The organism is Hymenobacter sp. BT18 (genome assembly GCF_012273015.1).
GTDB lineage: Bacteria > Bacteroidota > Bacteroidia > Cytophagales > Hymenobacteraceae > Hymenobacter > Hymenobacter lutimineralis.
Genome location: NZ_CP050954.1, coordinates 1,042,740 through 1,057,357 on the forward strand (window position 1 = coordinate 1,042,740; position 14,618 = coordinate 1,057,357).

15 protein-coding genes are annotated in these 14,618 nt (G+C 60.7%); 6 read left to right on the forward strand and 9 right to left on the reverse strand.

Going from position 1 to position 14,618, the window contains the following annotated elements; all coding sequences use genetic code 11:
• The first annotated feature begins 165 nt into the window (after positions 1–165).
• The gene (locus HER32_RS04290) at positions 166–1,671 is read left to right on the forward strand and encodes an SDR family oxidoreductase (protein ID WP_168680816.1); all 1,506 of its coding nucleotides are present in this window, start codon (positions 166–168) and stop codon (positions 1,669–1,671) included.
• Here the strand turns inward: HER32_RS04290 and HER32_RS04295 are convergent.
• From HER32_RS04295 to HER32_RS04305, 3 genes are read right to left on the reverse strand one after another with little or no spacing between them, the layout of a single operon-like run.
• On the reverse strand, positions 1,630–1,860 hold the full coding sequence (locus HER32_RS04295; RefSeq protein WP_168680818.1) for a DUF2905 domain-containing protein: 231 nt from the start codon (positions 1,858–1,860) through the stop codon (positions 1,630–1,632). The two genes, HER32_RS04290 and HER32_RS04295, sit on opposite strands and share 42 nt — an antisense overlap.
• Before the next feature lie 2 nt (positions 1,861–1,862).
• Entirely contained in the window at positions 1,863–2,798 is a 936-nt protein-coding gene (locus HER32_RS04300) for a hypothetical protein (protein WP_168680820.1), read from the reverse strand.
• A gap of 29 nt (positions 2,799–2,827) precedes the next feature.
• The gene (locus HER32_RS04305) at positions 2,828–5,371 is read right to left on the reverse strand and encodes a type IA DNA topoisomerase (protein ID WP_168680822.1); all 2,544 of its coding nucleotides are present in this window, start codon (positions 5,369–5,371) and stop codon (positions 2,828–2,830) included.
• 164 nt (positions 5,372–5,535) lie between these two features.
• Between HER32_RS04305 and HER32_RS04310 the strand changes: the two genes are divergently transcribed.
• The gene (locus HER32_RS04310; protein ID WP_168680824.1) at positions 5,536–6,417 is read left to right on the forward strand and encodes a hypothetical protein; all 882 of its coding nucleotides are present in this window, start codon (positions 5,536–5,538) and stop codon (positions 6,415–6,417) included.
• Between the two features lie 238 nt (positions 6,418–6,655).
• On the opposite strand, the gene HER32_RS04315 is transcribed toward HER32_RS04310, so the two are convergent.
• From HER32_RS04315 to HER32_RS04330, 4 genes are all read right to left on the reverse strand, one after another.
• Positions 6,656–7,360: a hypothetical protein gene (locus HER32_RS04315; protein ID WP_168680826.1), complete on the reverse strand. Its 705-nt coding sequence runs from the start codon at positions 7,358–7,360 to the stop codon at positions 6,656–6,658.
• A 388-nt stretch (positions 7,361–7,748) separates the two neighbouring features.
• A complete protein-coding gene (locus tag HER32_RS04320; protein ID WP_168680828.1) occupies positions 7,749–8,282 on the reverse strand; it encodes a DUF1573 domain-containing protein in 534 nt (177 codons plus the stop codon).
• Between the two features lie 187 nt (positions 8,283–8,469).
• Complete coding sequence (locus HER32_RS04325; protein ID WP_168680830.1) at positions 8,470–9,882, reverse strand: ATP-dependent RecD-like DNA helicase; 1,413 nt, start codon at positions 9,880–9,882, stop codon at positions 8,470–8,472.
• 112 nt (positions 9,883–9,994) lie between these two features.
• Positions 9,995–10,438, reverse strand: a complete 444-nt coding sequence (locus tag HER32_RS04330) for a PaaI family thioesterase (protein ID WP_168680832.1) — start codon at positions 10,436–10,438, stop codon at positions 9,995–9,997.
• Between the two features lie 76 nt (positions 10,439–10,514).
• Between HER32_RS04330 and HER32_RS04335 the strand changes: the two genes are divergently transcribed.
• The 4 genes from HER32_RS04335 to coaD all read left to right on the forward strand — a co-directional run bounded on the left by HER32_RS04335 (position 10,515) and on the right by coaD (position 13,204).
• Positions 10,515–11,108 carry a DUF4126 domain-containing protein gene (locus HER32_RS04335; RefSeq protein WP_168680834.1) on the forward strand — a complete coding sequence of 198 codons (594 nt, stop codon included), beginning with the start codon at positions 10,515–10,517 and terminating at the stop codon, positions 11,106–11,108.
• A 27-nt stretch (positions 11,109–11,135) separates the two neighbouring features.
• Positions 11,136–11,657 carry an NUDIX domain-containing protein gene (locus tag HER32_RS04340; protein WP_168680836.1) on the forward strand — a complete coding sequence of 174 codons (522 nt, stop codon included), beginning with the start codon at positions 11,136–11,138 and terminating at the stop codon, positions 11,655–11,657.
• Between the two features lie 123 nt (positions 11,658–11,780).
• Positions 11,781–12,662 carry a DUF3822 family protein gene (locus HER32_RS04345; protein WP_168680838.1) on the forward strand — a complete coding sequence of 294 codons (882 nt, stop codon included), beginning with the start codon at positions 11,781–11,783 and terminating at the stop codon, positions 12,660–12,662.
• Between the two features lie 74 nt (positions 12,663–12,736).
• The gene (gene coaD / locus HER32_RS04350; RefSeq protein WP_149072377.1) at positions 12,737–13,204 is read left to right on the forward strand and encodes a pantetheine-phosphate adenylyltransferase; all 468 of its coding nucleotides are present in this window, start codon (positions 12,737–12,739) and stop codon (positions 13,202–13,204) included.
• Between the two features lie 71 nt (positions 13,205–13,275).
• Here coaD and HER32_RS04355 read toward each other — a convergent pair whose 3' ends face one another.
• Both HER32_RS04355 and HER32_RS04360 read right to left on the reverse strand, forming a co-directional pair.
• Positions 13,276–13,785, reverse strand: coding sequence for a hypothetical protein (locus tag HER32_RS04355; RefSeq protein WP_149072378.1), 510 nt, complete (start codon positions 13,783–13,785; stop codon positions 13,276–13,278).
• A 25-nt stretch (positions 13,786–13,810) separates the two neighbouring features.
• Entirely contained in the window at positions 13,811–14,518 is a 708-nt protein-coding gene (locus tag HER32_RS04360; RefSeq protein ID WP_149072379.1) for an NUDIX hydrolase, read from the reverse strand.
• Positions 14,519–14,618: the final 100 nt, after the last annotated feature.

Here is a 14,618-nt window from a genome sequence, read left to right on the forward strand (position 1 = left end):
AAAGGCCGACTAAGTGTAGCTCCTTAAGCCGTTCAAGGCTATACAGCCTACTTGGTCTTCCAGCCTAACGTTCGGCCAACAGAGGAATGGGACACTCCTATGACCTCTTACCGAACTAAACCCGTAACGGGAAGTTAGTATAGTCCCACCACTTACCGCCTGGCCATGAACATTCTGCTTACCGGTGCCAACGGCTACATTGGTCAGCGGCTGCTGCCCCTGCTGGTGCAGGCCGGCCACCAAGTCACGTGCCTCGTGCGCGATGCGCGCCGCGTGACCATGCCCGAAGCGGTGCGCCAGCAGGTGCGCGTAGTGCAGGGCGACCTGCTGCGGCCCGATTCTTTGGTTGATCTGCCGCTGGACGTGGAGGCGGCCTACTACCTGGTGCACTCCATGAGCGGGCACGACAAAGACTTTTTCCGCCTGGAGCAGGAATCGGCCCACAACTTCGCGCAATACCTCAACCGCACCACGGCCCGGCAGGTGGTCTATCTTTCTGGCATTGCCAACGACCGCGCCCTGAGCGTGCACCTTCGCTCCCGCAAGGCCGTGGAAAAGGTGCTGCGCAAGCAGGCCCGCGCCCTGCTCACGGTCCTGCGGGCCAGCATCATTATCGGGTCAGGGTCGGCCTCGTTTGAAATCATCCGGGACCTGGTAGAGAAACTACCGGTGATGGTGACGCCGCGCTGGCTGAACTCACGCTGTCAGCCCCTGGGCATCCGCGACGTGATGCACTACCTGCTGGCCGTGCTCGACAACCCCGCTTGCCAGGGCCGCTCCTTTGATGTGGGCGGGCCGGATGTGCTGACCTACCGGCAAATGCTGCTGGAGCTGGCCCACGTTCGGGGCTACCGTCGCTATATTTTTACGGTGCCCGTACTCACCCCCCGCCTTTCCTCCTGGTGGCTGTATTTGGTTACCAGCACTACCTTTTCGCTGGCCCAAAGCCTGGTAGAAAGCCTACGCAACGACACCATCGTGGACCCGGCCCGCAGCATTGAGGCGGTAGTGCCCCACGCTTGCATGCCCTACCGCGCCGCCGTGGAGCTGGCCTACCAGCGCATCGAGCAGAACGAAGTGGTGAGCAGCTGGAGCGACGCCCTGAGCAGCGGAGTGATGCCTCCGGCCTACATGGACCACATTCAGCTGCCCCGGCATGGTATTCTGCAGGACTGCCGACGCCTGCGCTTCCGGCGCGACCCGGAGGCCGTGCGCCGCAATGTGTGGCAGATTGGCGGGCAGCGGGGCTGGTATAAAGTAGACTGGCTGTGGCGGGTGCGCGGGCTCCTGGATAAGCTGGTGGGCGGTGTGGGCCTGCGCCGGGGCCGCCGCTCCCCCACCGACCTGCGCGCCGGCGACCCGCTCGACTTCTGGCGCGTGCTGGTAGCCGACCGTACCGCCCGCCGCCTACTGCTCTACGCCGAAATGAAGCTACCCGGCGAGGCCTGGCTGCAGTTCCAGATAATACCGAATGACGACGGCACCCACACCCTGGAGCAGTTGGCCGTGTTTCGGCCTCGGGGCCTAGCTGGGCGTCTGTACTGGTACTCGCTGGTGCCTTTCCACGCCATCATTTTCCGGGGTATGGTGGAGAATATAGTGGAGTACACTGGTCCACCCGCTCGTGCCTTACCCACCCCACCGGCGCCACAGCCAGAGCAGCGCGCTTAGCAGCAAACTCACCAGCAGCATTGACACTATAGGCGCGTAGAATCGAAACCCCGGCCGCTCCACCCGAATATCACCAGGCAGGTGGCCAAACCAGCCCAGCAGCCGGCCCCCGCCCAACCACAGAAACGCACCCAAAAGCACGAGGGAAAGGCCGAGGAGGACGAGGATTTTACCGAGTTGGGGAGGCATAGCTATTTTTTTGTTCGGCGTTCTTTCTGCAGTCGGCTTATTTCTCGTGAGTGTAGCTGACCTAAGAAATTATATAAGGTGTACAATGAATGGGTGCCGGCCATCCCGTAATCCCATTGTATCTGCTTTTGATGAGTTGGATAGTAAAAAGTTAGTTCTACTTTCTGCCTATCGTATCCCCACAAATAATACTTCGACTTCAAGGCAGACACGCATAAGTAACTTAGCCGCCGTTGCAATGTATCTAGTTGCCCCGCGCTGAGTTGGTAACGAAACTCACGAATTGCCAGCGAATCACCACTCACCCGCTGAGTGCCAGTCGCCCAACCCGAAGCTCTATCTATTTCTAAGTCATAACCGGCCAGCCCCTCACTTGGCGGGCCACCTCTCCGGTATTTATACCCAATACGCAAAGGCAACTGTTTCTGGGGGCTAGGTGCGTAATCAACAAAAGCTCCGAGTTGGTACATGAGCGTATACTTCCAGTGCTGCCGCTTAACACCGCGACGCTTCTGAGATGCCGATACCCATGAAGTTGCCTTGCCGTGAATGACTGGAATAGTACCTCGTTTAGCTGGTTTATATGCTTGGCACCATCTCCTTGAACCACGCATCTGTAAATCAATAACCTCTGGTTTATCGATTCCCCGGTTTAGCACAGCTAAGTACCCACTATCAACCCCATTTAGCAGTAAATCCAACTTTTTGTCCCCATCCAAATCAGCTAAGACCCACGCAGCTGGAATAGCAGTACTGGTTCCCGCGCAATATTCTTGGAGGCCTTCCTGCGTAGTATCTAACTTGACATTGCCTAAAGATGGCAATGCAAGGCTATTCATGAACCTCTCTACTTCTTTAGCTGAGTGCACTGCTTCAAGTTGCTGACCATAAGTAAGCGTAGTCTGCCCTGTGCTTACACTTGCGAAGCAGAGCCACATTCCTACCGTAAAAAGCAGTGGTGCACGCATCACCCCTGCCCGAAAATCGGCTCGATACGGCCTTCCGGCGTCACTTGCAGCACGGCTTCGTAGCGGTTGCCGGTTTTGCTGGACACGAACCCGCGGATGACGCCGGTTTTGCCTTTGCGCAGCAGCTGGTTCATTTGGGCGTCGGAAAGGGTTTTGCCGCCCCACTCGAAGGGCACGCGGAACTGGCAGTCTTCGCGGAAGCGGGAGCAGCCCCAGGCACTTTTGCCGCGCAGCATCTGGCCCAGGCGGCACACCGGGCAGGGAATCTGGCCAGGGTCGGAGGGCGTGGTGGGCTTGCTTTCGGCGGCGCGCACCAGTTCCAGGATGCGCTGGGGCGTGAGGCGAATGGCAGCCCCGAACTTTTGCCCGGCGTCGTCCAGGAAGCCCTGCATTACCTGGGTGCGGCCTTTTTTGAGCAGGTCGCCCACTTGCTTGTCGGTGAGCTTTTTGCCCTCGAACTCCGGAGGCAGGCGAAACTGGCAGCCTTCCTTCCAGCGCGAGCAGCCCAGGGCCGTTTTGCCGCGCAGCACGTGGCCGCCTCCGCAAGCCGGGCACGGCCCCAGCGCCCCCGGAACGGCGGGCGTAGGCGCGGCTTTGGGCGCACTGGCCTTGGCGCCCACAGCGGCTTTCTGGCCGGTGAGGTCGGCCAGCTCGGGCTTGTGGATGCTGATGCCGCGGCCGGAGCCGTCTTGCTTTACTTCCTGCACCATTTCGCGCACCAGCCCCTTCAGCTCGTTCAGAAACTGCTCGGGCTCCAGCTGGCCGCCTTCAATCTGGCGCAGCTTCCGCTCCCACTGCCCCGTCAGCTCCGCCGATTTGAGCGTGGGGTTGCGGATCAGGCCAATCAGCTCCACGCCGGTGGCAGTGGGCACTACTTTCTTTTTGTCGCGGCGGATGTAGCCGCGCTTGAACAGGGTTTCGATGATGGCCGCCCGCGTAGAAGGGCGGCCGATGCCGTTTTCCTTCATGGCCTGGCGCAGCTCCTCGTCGTCTACGTTGCGGCCGGCGGTTTCCATGCCGCGTAGCAGCATGGCCTCGGAATACTCGCGCGGGGGCTGGGTCATCTTGGAGTCCAGGCGGGGCTTGTGAGGGCCACTTTCGCCTTTCTCGAAGCTGGGCAGCACGGTGTTTACCACGTCATCGTCGCCCTCGCCAGCGGCTTTGGGAGCGGAGGGCGCCTGCTGCTTTTCCGGGTCGCCGTAGACGATGCGCCAGCCGGGGTTGAGGATCTGGCGGCCCCGCACCCGGAAGGTGCGGCCAGCCGCGTCGGCGGTTACTGTCGTGTTAGAGACTTCGCAGTCGGGGTAGAAAGCGGCCAGGAAGCGGCGCACGATGATGTCGTATACGCTTTGCTCGTGGTGGCCCAAGCCACCCGCGCTGGCCCCGGTAGGAATGATGGCGTGGTGGTCGGTGACTTTGTTGTTGTTGAAGACCTTGGGACTCTTCTTGATTTTGGCGGCCAGCAGCGGGGCGGTGAGGCCCGCGTAGGCCCCCAGCCCACGCATGATGCCGGCAATTTTGGGGTACTGGTCGTCGGGCAGGAAGGTGGTATCCACGCGGGGGTAGCTCACCACTTTCTTTTCGTAGAGGCCTTGCACGGTTTTAAGCGTGTCCTCGGCCGAGAGGCCCAGCTGGTTGTTGCACTGCACCTGCAGGGAGGTCAGGTCAAACAGGGCAGGCGGGCTTTCCAGGGCCTTCTTGATTTCGACGTTGGTTACCATCAGGGGCACGTCCTTCACGGCGGCCATGGCGGCATCGGCTTCTTCCTGGGTTACAAAGTAGCCGCGGGCTTTCAGGCGGGCCTTTTCGTCGGGCTCATCATCGTCCTTGCCTTTCTTTACGGGCGCTACGTGGCTGAACATCGTGCCCCGGTACTCGGTGCGCAGCACCCAGTAAGGCTCGGGCCGGAAGTTCTGGATTTCGTGGTAGCGGTCCACCAGCAAGGCCAGCGTGGGCGTTTGCACCCGCCCGATGCTGAGCACCTGCCGCTGCCCGGGCGCGTACTTGAGCGTGAACAGGCGCGTGGCGTTCAGGCCCAGCAGCCAGTCGCCCACGGCGCGGCTTTTGCCGGCCTGGTAGAGCTTCTCAAACTCGGCCCCGTCGCGCAGGTTGGCAAAGCCCTGGCGGATGGCCTCCTCGGTGAGCGACGATATCCAGAGGCGCTTGATGGGCTTGCGGTACTTGGCCTCCAGCAGTACCCAGCGCTGGATGACCTCCCCTTCCTGCCCGGCGTCGCCGCAGTTGATGACTTCCTCGGCCGAGGCCAGCAGGTTCTTGATGACGTTGAACTGGCGCACCACCCCGTCGTCGCGGCGCATAAGCTTAATGCCGAAGTTCTCGGGCAGCATGGGCAGGTCGTGGATGCTCCAACGCTTCCACTCGGGGCGGTAGTCTTCGGGCTCGCGCAGCTGGCAGAAGTGCCCAAACGTCCAGGTAACCTGGTAACCGTTGCCCTCGAAGTAGCCATCCATTTTGCGGCTGGCGCCCAGCACGTGGGCAATTTCGCGGGCTACGCTGGGCTTTTCGGCAATGCAGACTTTCAACTCTCGGGGTTCTCTCTCGTGGATGATAGCACCGGCACCAGGCCGGCAGGGAATCAACAAAGATACGCCGCGAAAAGGTCGTTTGGACTGCCCCAACGTCACCAAGCTACACCGATGTATTGCTAAACAAAACGTCTAGCTTAGTGGCCCCTACTTGTATGACTATGTCGTTTCGCTGGCTATTCGCTGTTTTGCTTATTGGTACCGCTTGCAGCCAGGATGGTGCCCGGACCCCAGAAAATTCGACTGCCGCCCCAAGCTCCTCCGATACACTGGCGACAACGCCCTCGGCAGCACCACCAGCGCCAGTAGCCGCCGAGGCTGATGAGAAAACCGTCAAAAAGCCGTACGACCTCACGCAGCCTATCGATTCGGCGGGACTGCGTGCCTGCCAGCTTTTGCCCGCCGATGAAAGCCGGCAGGATTCTTCCCTCCAGATCTATCTGGCAAACCTCAACCGCATTGTTGAGGCGCGGGATGCGCAGGGGCTACTGGCCTTAGTCGACACCAATACCGTTTCGAGCTACGGAGGGGGCGAATACGGGTCCCGCGATTTTGCTCGTACCTGGGAGCTGCACCGGGGCACGGCTTCGCCCATCTGGCCCAAGCTTCGGCGGATTCTGGCGCTAGGCGGTGTATTCACGCAGGGCGACGAAGGTCGCGAGTTCCGCCTGCCTTACGCCCAAGCCACTGAGCGCATCAGTTGCGCAAATGGCGCTGACTGGTATACCGCGGCCGTATGCCTGAAGCCCGCCACGGAAGTACACGTGCAAGCCTCGGCCGCATCAGCAGTGCGGGCGCATTTACCCTACAGCGTGGTGAACGTGGATGAGGAACAGGATGCGGGTAGAAACTGGGCAGAGCTGTATTGTCCGAACAAGCCTAATTCCAGCTGCGCGAGTTGGGTGCGCGTCTCCGATATGCGCAACCGCCCGCTCGGCTACGTCCGCACAGCCGACCTCTGCTTCACCGTCGATTACAAGCTGAGCCTGGTGCTTAAGTCGCCCGGCCACTGGCGCATTGCAGCCTACGCCCCCTTCGACTAAAGCCATTAGGTAAGTTATTTCGGCCTGTACGCGCGTACCATTGGCATTTCGGCAGCCAGGAGGGCTTGGTACGCGCGTACTATGACCGTCCAGGCCCCAAAATGCCATAGTACGCGCGTACCAAGCCTATTTCAGGACCAAGATGCCCGCTGTACGCGCGTACCATGCCCGTTTCAGCAGCAAAATGCTAATGGTACGCGCGTACCACGGCCTCTTTGCTACAGAGTGGCTTTCCCCGCTACTGAGGTGGTAGCAACTCCTTCGGCGACTTGCCTCCCGACTTTGAAATCAACGCCCGGCTTAAATCGAAAAAGGCGGCGGCGCGCCTGGGGTTTTCATAGTAGGTGAGCAGCAGCAGGGCGTAGGCGCGGAACAGCTGGCGGCAGGTGGCCTCGCGACCGTCGTGGAGGTCAGTGCGGCCGGTCTTGGTGTCCTTCTGGGCACCATCGGCGCGCTGGAGGGCGCCTTTGAGGGCCTTGTGCAGGGCGGCGCCCTCCTCGCGCAAGGCTACCGGAAACACGGCGGCGCGGGCCGCCAGGGCATTCAGAAACGCGGTAAAGGCCTCGAGCACGGTGGCCTGGCTGCTGCCGGTGAGGCCGCTGCGGCCCCGGGGGAAAATGGCTTCCAGGTCGGCCGATCCTTCGTCGTAGGCGGGGTTCACGTACTTACGCTCCACGCGCTTCACGTAGCCCTTGAAATCGGTAAGGGCCTGAGCCACCGTTAGGGTGGCTTCCTTGCCAGCCCCGGAAAGCTGCCCGCTGTGGGCGGCTTGGTAAGCGGTGAGGGCGGCCTCAAGGGCCGTAATAAGGTCTTTGAAGGTGGTGGCGGCCTCGGGGGCTTTGCGCAGGGCGGCCAGCGTGAAGGCCGCCATGTCGCCAAACTCGGCGCGGTTCAGCCGCAGGTTGAGAAAGAAATTATCGAATCGGGATTGGTATTTGGCCATCGGGCAGGCATAAAGGAGTGAATAAATAACCGGGGTCCGGGCGTTGGAGCCGGGAAAGAAATATAGCCGTATTCTCATAATAAAATACTACCCGCCCGGCTCCCCGACTATGTGCACGCAGCCATAGTTCTGAACCTGGGGGTGTAGGGGGTGGCTTTTCTCGTTGCGGGCGCCCGTAGTAGTGACTCTTTCCAAGGTGGCGCGAAGCATATGGCATTGAGCGTAGCCTGGGAGGTGGTGGCCCGGCAGGCGCAGCCGGGTGGGCTTCTGCTGGCTAGCACCACCCCGCTGATTGCTTTACCAAGGCGCCCAAATAACGTGCGAACAGAACACAAAAAAGGCGCCCCGTATCCACGAGGCGCCTTCTTTATTGGAGGTCAAAACCGACCTACGAGTTCTTCTTGTGCTTGGCCTTGATTTTGGCGTCGCCCATTTTGGTTTTCTGCTTCACGTCGGCGTCAGCGGGGGCGGTTACCTCGGTTTTGGCGGGGTTGGCCGCGGCGGCCGTGGTGGCGCCTCCTTCCCGGATTTCGCCTACCAAGGATATCATCACCTGGCCCGAGGCCGAGTTGGAGTCGATGGTCAGGACTTTGTTCTGCATGCCCATTTTGCCGGCCGAGTTGAATTTGGCGGTGATGGTGCCGGTTTTGCCGGGCATCACGGGCTCCCGCGTCCACTCGGGGGTGGTGCAGCCGCAACTGGCCTGGATGTTGGAAATAACCAGGGGCGCCGTGCCGGTGTTTTTGAACGTAAACGTGTGGTCGACCACGTCGCCGGGCTTAATCACGCCGAAGTCATACTTCATTTCGGCAAACTGGATTTGCGGACCAGCGGCCTGCGTGGTAGCAGCCGGCGTAGTTTGCGCCTGCGCGGCGGCACCGCCCAGCATCAGCGACAGGGCCAGAACAAGGACTTTTTTCATGACTGGGAAGTTGAAAAGGTAGGTGATAGTCAAAAGTAAGCGTTTACGTTTTAGCTGCTGGCTTATAGCTGTTAGCTGACAGCTTTTTTGTGGAGCAAACCACTTAGCTCAGCCGGAAGTTCGGCCAGAGCCGCAGCCAATCAATAATAAGGCCATTCAGTAGGTCGAGCTAACAGCTAACAGCTTTTTACTCCGCCAGCAGCTTCTGGTTGAAGTTCAGCAGGAACAGCCGCTCGGCGGCCCGCGTGATGGCCGTGTAAAGCCAGCGCGCAAACTCGGAGTTCACCATCTCATCCTTCAGGAAGCCATGGTCGACGAAGACGGCCTGCCACTGCCCGCCCTGGGCCTTGTGGCAGGTGAGGGCGTAGGCAAACTTCACCTGCAGGGCATTCAGGAACGGGTCTTTGCGCAACGCGGCCGAGCGGTCTTTCTTCAGGGCAATATCGGCGTAATCCTCGCTCACGGCGTCGTAGAGGGCCTTGCTGCGGTCGGCGGGCAGGGCGGGGCTTTCGGTGTACAGGGTGTCGAGCAGGAGCTTTACTTCCAGGTCGGGCTCGTCGGGGTAGTCGACGAGGCGGACACGGGCATCGGCAAAGCGGAAGCCGAACTCCTCGGTGCGCCGGATGATCTTGACGACCTGCACAAAGTCGCCGTTGGCCAGAAACCCGATTTCCGAGTCCTTGGGCAGCCAGAAGTAGTTGTTGCGCACCACCATCAGGTAGTCGCCCGACTCGATTTCGTCCTCGGCATCGAAGAGAATGCGCCGGATAAACTGGTTGTACTGGTTGGCGTTCTTGTTGGAGCGGCAGATGATGGTGGTATTCTCGTGCCCGAAGTTCTTGTAGGCCCAGCGCAGCCCGTCTTCCAGCTTGTCGCCGCCCATGGAAAAGATATCAGGGTAGCCTTTGGTGAAGAAGGTGATTTTGGGCTGCTCCTCACGTAGCTCCTCGCGTAGCACCGTGGCATTCATCAGAATCCCCGAGGACTCGGCCTGACGCATCACCTGGCGCAGCTCCACCGACTGCACGTGGGCCCGGAAGCGGTGGGCCAGCAGTTCGGGGTCGAGGGCGGGGCTGAGCAGCTGGCCCACGGGCGGCAGCTGGGCCGTGTCGCCGATGAGCAGCAGGCGGTTTGTCGGCTTCTCGAACACGTAGCCCATCAAATCATCCAACAGGCCGTTTTCGCCGAAGGCCTTTTCGTCAGAAATCATGGAGGCCTCATCCACGATGTAGAGCATGTCGGCGGTGCGGTTTACCTGCCGCTGAAACGACAGCCGCTCGGAGGGCGTGCCGCTGGTTTGCCGGTAGATTTTCTTGTGGATGGTGCTGGCCGGCACGCCCGAGTAAGTGCTCATTACTTTGGCAGCGCGGCCGGTGGGCGCCATGAGGGTGTACTTGCGCTGGCGGTGGTGCAGCCACTGCACTAAGGCGCTGACCACAGTGGTTTTGCCCGTACCCGCGTAGCCGCGCAGCACAAAGGCCTTGCGCCCCGGCAGCTCGTCGCGCAGAAAGGCATCGAGCTGTTGAAACAGCTGGGCCTGGTCGGGCGTGGGCTCGTAGGGGAAAAAGTCGCGGACGGAAGGAAGGCGGAGTGAGAGCATAAGGAGGATTCCAGTAACAAAGCTAAGCCCGTTTCAGGTCCCTAGCTTGCCTGATGTTGTGGCGGCAGCGGCACTGCTTCCAGCGTCGGTCGGTAGTTGCTTCCGGTGAAACCTACCCTTGTGTTTCCACCACGGCCATGGTAGCCGAGGCTTTGGCAATCAGCTTCTCATCGGCCCACACTTCGGCCTCGCAGAAGTACAGGCGGCGACCAGGCTTGAGGACCCACCCCACGGCGCGGAGCTTTTCACCCACGCCGGGGCGCATGTAAGTGGTTTTCAACTCGGCCGTTACCAGACTCTGGTTTTCCGGAGCCAGGGTAACGGCGGCAAAGCCTGCTACCAGATCGGCCAGCGTAGCCACTAGGCCCCCGTGCGCAAAGCCGCCGTGCTGCTGGTGGTGCTGCTCCATCACTACCTCTGCCTCCACCCGGCCTAGCTCAATGCGCGTGAGGTTGGCGCCGATGTGGTGCATGAAATGCTGGCGCTTCAGCCGACGACGGATGCGGGTTTCCAGCGCGTCGGCCGTGGTTGCCTGGGAAGGTTCGGGAGGTGTCATGGAGGGCAAAGGTACCGCCCAAATAGTCCTGAACCGCAGAGTTGCGTACCTTAAACCCGACTACCGCCCTACTGCTATGGAACCCAAGCTTTACATTCTCTCCGGCGCCCTCGGGCTGGCCCTGGCCGCGTGCAGCGGCTTCCGGGTGTTTGTCCCGCTGCTGGCCGCCAACCTGGCTTACCTCACGGGCTTCCTGGCGCCGTCGCCGGGCTTCGCGTGGCTGGGCACCTGGGCGGCGTTTGGCGTACTGGCTACCGCCACGGTGGCCGAAATGCTGGCTTACTACGTACCCGTCGTAGATAATTTCCTGGATACCCTCACTACCCCGGCTTCCTTCATTGCCGGCACCTTGCTCATGACCTCGGCCTTGCCCGAGCTGGACCCTATGCTGCGCTGGGGGCTGGGTATTTTAGTAGGTGGGGGCACGGCGGGCCTCATCCAGACGGGCACTTCCCTGCTGCGGGCGGGCTCTACCGTCACCACCGGCGGCCTGGGCAACCCCGTGCTGGCCACCGCCGAAAACCTGCTGGCCGTGGTAGGCTCGGTGCTGGGCCTGCTGCTGCCGGTGCTGGTAGCCGTGGCCGCCCTCGGCTTCGTAGTGTACCTTGCGGTGCGGCTGTTGCGCCGGGGGCGCCGCCTGCTGGCTCCCCGCCGCCCCGCCCAACCCTGATTTCTGCCTTCTTTCCCCAAACCACCTATGGCTGATCTTTCCCCTAACTTCGCGGCGGCCTTGCTGCAACCCTACGCCGGCCAAGTGCGTGTGCGGGTGGGCGGCCTGCTGCTGCGCCAAAATGCCGTACTGCTGGCTGCGCATCGGGGCCTGCTGCCCGATGGTATTCCGTTCTGGTCGCCGCCCGGGGGGGGCTGGCAGTTTGGGGAGTCCATCCACGAGGCGCTGCGGCGGGAGTTTCGGGAAGAAACAGGCTTAGAGGTGACGGTGGGACGCTTTCTGCACGTGCACGAGTTCCGCCGCGGGGAGCTACAGGCCCTGGAGCTGTTCTTTGAAGTTACCCCGGCTGATGATACCGCCGAAGCCAAGCTGGGCCTCGACCCCGAGCACGCCCGCGACGCCCAGCTGCTCACCAAGCTGGCCTACTTCACCCCGCGCCAGCTGGGCGCCTTCGACCCGCAGCAGCTGCATCCCCTGCTGCGCCACATCCTCAGCCCCGACGACGTGTTCATCCCCCAGGTAATCTTCGATAAAGCACAGCGGCGCTAAGAGCCCGGCAGTTTTTCACTGGCTGAATAAAGATGTGCTGCTTGGGTGTGTCTGCTGGCGGCTAGAACTCCGAGGGGTTTGTACCTTTAGGGGCCCCTTTTCTTTCCGCCTCACCTTTTGCCCGTGCCCGATTCTCTGTACACCGCCTCCGCCCACGCCGCCCTGCCGCGCCTGCGTGATGAGACGCTGGACCCGGACCAGTTAGCTGCCTATAACCTCTACCTTTCGGTGGGCGCCGCGGGCCTGCGCGTGGGCGTCGCCGATGTGCGGCGCAACAAGTTTGTCCTTCTCGAAGATTACGCGCCCCAGCCAGATCGGCCGCTGCCCGAGCAGTTGCGAGGGCTGGCCGGGCAACATGATCTGGTAGGGCAGGCTGGCTGGAATCAGGTGCGCCTGGCCGTGCAGAACCGGCACTTCACTCTCCTGCCCGCGCCCTTGTTTCGTGAGGGCGACGAGGCTACTTACCTGCAACTGCATCATACCCCCGATGCCCTGCAGGAGGTGGTGCGCTACTATCCCCACCCGGCCCGGGATATGGTGAACGTATTCGCGGCCGACCGGCAGGTTGCCGAGTGGTTTGCCCAGGTATACCCTACGGGCAAGTTGCTCCATCATACCAGTGCCTTGCTCGAAGGGCTGGTACACCAGAGTGACCGGGGTGCCCCGCGCCGGCTCTACGTGAGCATCAGCGCGCAACAAGTCACCCTCATCGTCATTCGCGACAAGAAGCCGGAGTTCTGCAACGTGTTCACGTTTGCCACCCCGGAGGACCTCATCTACTACATCATCCTAGTGATGCAGGAGCTGCAACTCAACCCCGACCAGGATCCGGTGATTGTGTGGGGCGACCTGCTGCACGACTCGGCTCTGTTCACCATCCTGCGCAAGTACGTTCGCAACATTCGCTTCGGCAACCGCCCCTACGACCTGGGCTACAGCTACCGCCTCAACGACGTGTTCGAGTACCGTTATTTCGATTTGTTCAGCCTACACCTCTGTGGATGATTGGGTGCACGAGTCACTAATGCTGCCTGACTTATTCACGCACTCATTCATTCGTTCCTTCACATAGTCACCGTATGCGCATTGCCCTGTTTCCCGGCTCTTTCGACCCCTTCACCAATGGTCATCTTGACGTGGTACGCCGGGGCGCTGACTTGTTCGACCAGATTATCATTGCCATCGGCAACAACAGCAGCAAAACGCGCTACCTGCCCGTGGAGCAAATGGTAACGCTCATTGAACAGGTATTTGCGGATGAGCCGCGCGTGTCGGTGCAGTCCTACAAAGGCCTCACCGCCGACTTCGCCCGGGAGGTTGGGGCCCGCTATTTGCTGCGGGGCTTGCGCAACACCACCGATTTTGAATACGAAAACACCATTGCGCAGGCCAACCGCCATGTAAATCCGGCCCTGGAAACCGTGTTCCTTATCACCTCTCCTACCCTGGCCGCCATTAGCAGCACTATCATCCGCGAAATCCACCGCTTTGGCGGTAACATCGACGATTTCGTACCCTTCCAGCTACCGGCCCCCGCCCAGCAATGAGGTAGCGCCAACACGCAACCGGGCGGCCCTAGCAAGAGCCGCCCGGTTGCGTGTTGGCCGCAGATTACCTGCTATTTGCGACGAGGTATTACCCGTATGCCTTTTACTTTATTGCTTTCCGGTCCCCCATCCGAAATCGGCATAACAATGTAGTCGGGGCTGGTCATCATCAGGCCGCCGCGCAGCATCAGGTCATCCTCGTTGCTACCCACCAGCACAATGTCACTCACGCGGCGGTTGCGGGCGTTGAAGGTGACCACCAGTGTGTTGCCTTCGGTTTGAAAGGTATTAATCCAGCCTTCCCCGTTGGTAGATTTCATTTGATCGGCGTTTGGGTCTGCACCCACCAGCTCGTCGCTGGCTTCCTGCGGCTGGCCCAACTGGCGGCGGAGCTGGTCGATGTTACGCTTCAGCAGGCTGGCAACGTCGAGCTTACCCGGCGTGACGGCCGTACCGCGCTCGGCCGCCGGCCGCTCCGTCTCCGAGGCATTCTGGGAATTCATGCAGCCAGCCAGACCCAGTAAGCCGGCAAAAACCGGGACCAGCAGTCGGCGCGAAGAAGAAGTAGATGAAGCGAGCATAACGCAGGGAAAAAGTGAGAACCCCCTATTTAACGGGTTCCGGTACGGCGGGTTCCGTAGAGTTGCCGGCTACCTCGCTTAAATAGTGGCGGACCACCAAGGCAATGGAAGCATAAGTATCGGGCAGCACGGCCAGCGCCTCCTGGGGCGACATCCACCGCACCTCTTCGATGTACTCCTCGGCCTGGGGCTTCATCAGCGAGTCGTCGAGGCACTGCATGATGTACCAGTTGGTTTTCTTGAGGATCTTGTTGCCGTTGTAGGCGTAGGAGTGCCAGGTGCTGGGCAGCTCTTCGCCTAGCGCGAGCTGCACGTTGGTTTCCTCCTCTACTTCGCGCAAAGCGCCCTGCATGGGGTCCTCGTCCTTCTTGAGCTTGCCTTTGGGCAAGTCCCACTTACCCAGGCGGTAAATCATCAAAATCAGCCCATCCTTCACCACAAGTCCTCCGGCGGCTTTGGCAATCCGGAACTGGTCTTTCAGGTGCAGAATCAGCGACTTTTTCTTGCGGGCCAGCAGGGTCAGCGAGGTCAGCTTTTTGAGCTTCTTCACTTCCATCAGCCGCAGCAAACGGTCAATAAACGCCGGGGTGGCGTCGCGCACGAGCACGTCGCCGACCAGGTCCTTGGAGATGAATTCATCCTCGGCGTTCAGAATCAGGTCGTAGCGGTGCTTATACACCTTGTCGCTGGTCTTTTTAATGATCAGCGGAATGTCGTTGATGAAAACGTTCATCGCGGGATGAGAGGAAAGAAGGCAGGAGATTCAGTTTTAGCGCCGGGGTCCTTTGCAAAGCAGTGCATAAATATCGGCAAACGGAAATACCCAGCAGGCC

Bases quoted from the DNA above. Each gene is read 5' to 3' on its own strand.
- HER32_RS04335 (WP_168680834.1), top strand. From the start codon at position 10,515: ATGGAACCCAAGCTTTACATTCTCTCCGGCGCCCTCGGGCTGGCCCTG.
- HER32_RS04300 (WP_168680820.1), bottom strand. From the start codon at position 2,798: ATGTGGCTCTGCTTCGCAAGTGTAAGCACAGGGCAGACTACGCTTACT.
- HER32_RS04315 (WP_168680826.1), bottom strand. From the start codon at position 7,360: ATGGCCAAATACCAATCCCGATTCGATAATTTCTTTCTCAACCTGCGG.
- coaD (WP_149072377.1), top strand. From the start codon at position 12,737: ATGCGCATTGCCCTGTTTCCCGGCTCTTTCGACCCCTTCACCAATGGT.
- HER32_RS04330 (WP_168680832.1), bottom strand. From the start codon at position 10,438: ATGACACCTCCCGAACCTTCCCAGGCAACCACGGCCGACGCGCTGGAA.
- HER32_RS04355 (WP_149072378.1), bottom strand. From the start codon at position 13,785: ATGCTCGCTTCATCTACTTCTTCTTCGCGCCGACTGCTGGTCCCGGTT.
- HER32_RS04325 (WP_168680830.1), bottom strand. From the start codon at position 9,882: ATGCTCTCACTCCGCCTTCCTTCCGTCCGCGACTTTTTCCCCTACGAG.
- HER32_RS04340 (WP_168680836.1), top strand. From the start codon at position 11,136: ATGGCTGATCTTTCCCCTAACTTCGCGGCGGCCTTGCTGCAACCCTAC.
- HER32_RS04290 (WP_168680816.1), top strand. From the start codon at position 166: ATGAACATTCTGCTTACCGGTGCCAACGGCTACATTGGTCAGCGGCTG.
- HER32_RS04360 (WP_149072379.1), bottom strand. From the start codon at position 14,518: ATGAACGTTTTCATCAACGACATTCCGCTGATCATTAAAAAGACCAGC.
- HER32_RS04320 (WP_168680828.1), bottom strand. From the start codon at position 8,282: ATGAAAAAAGTCCTTGTTCTGGCCCTGTCGCTGATGCTGGGCGGTGCC.
- HER32_RS04310 (WP_168680824.1), top strand. From the start codon at position 5,536: ATGTCGTTTCGCTGGCTATTCGCTGTTTTGCTTATTGGTACCGCTTGC.
- HER32_RS04295 (WP_168680818.1), bottom strand. From the start codon at position 1,860: ATGCCTCCCCAACTCGGTAAAATCCTCGTCCTCCTCGGCCTTTCCCTC.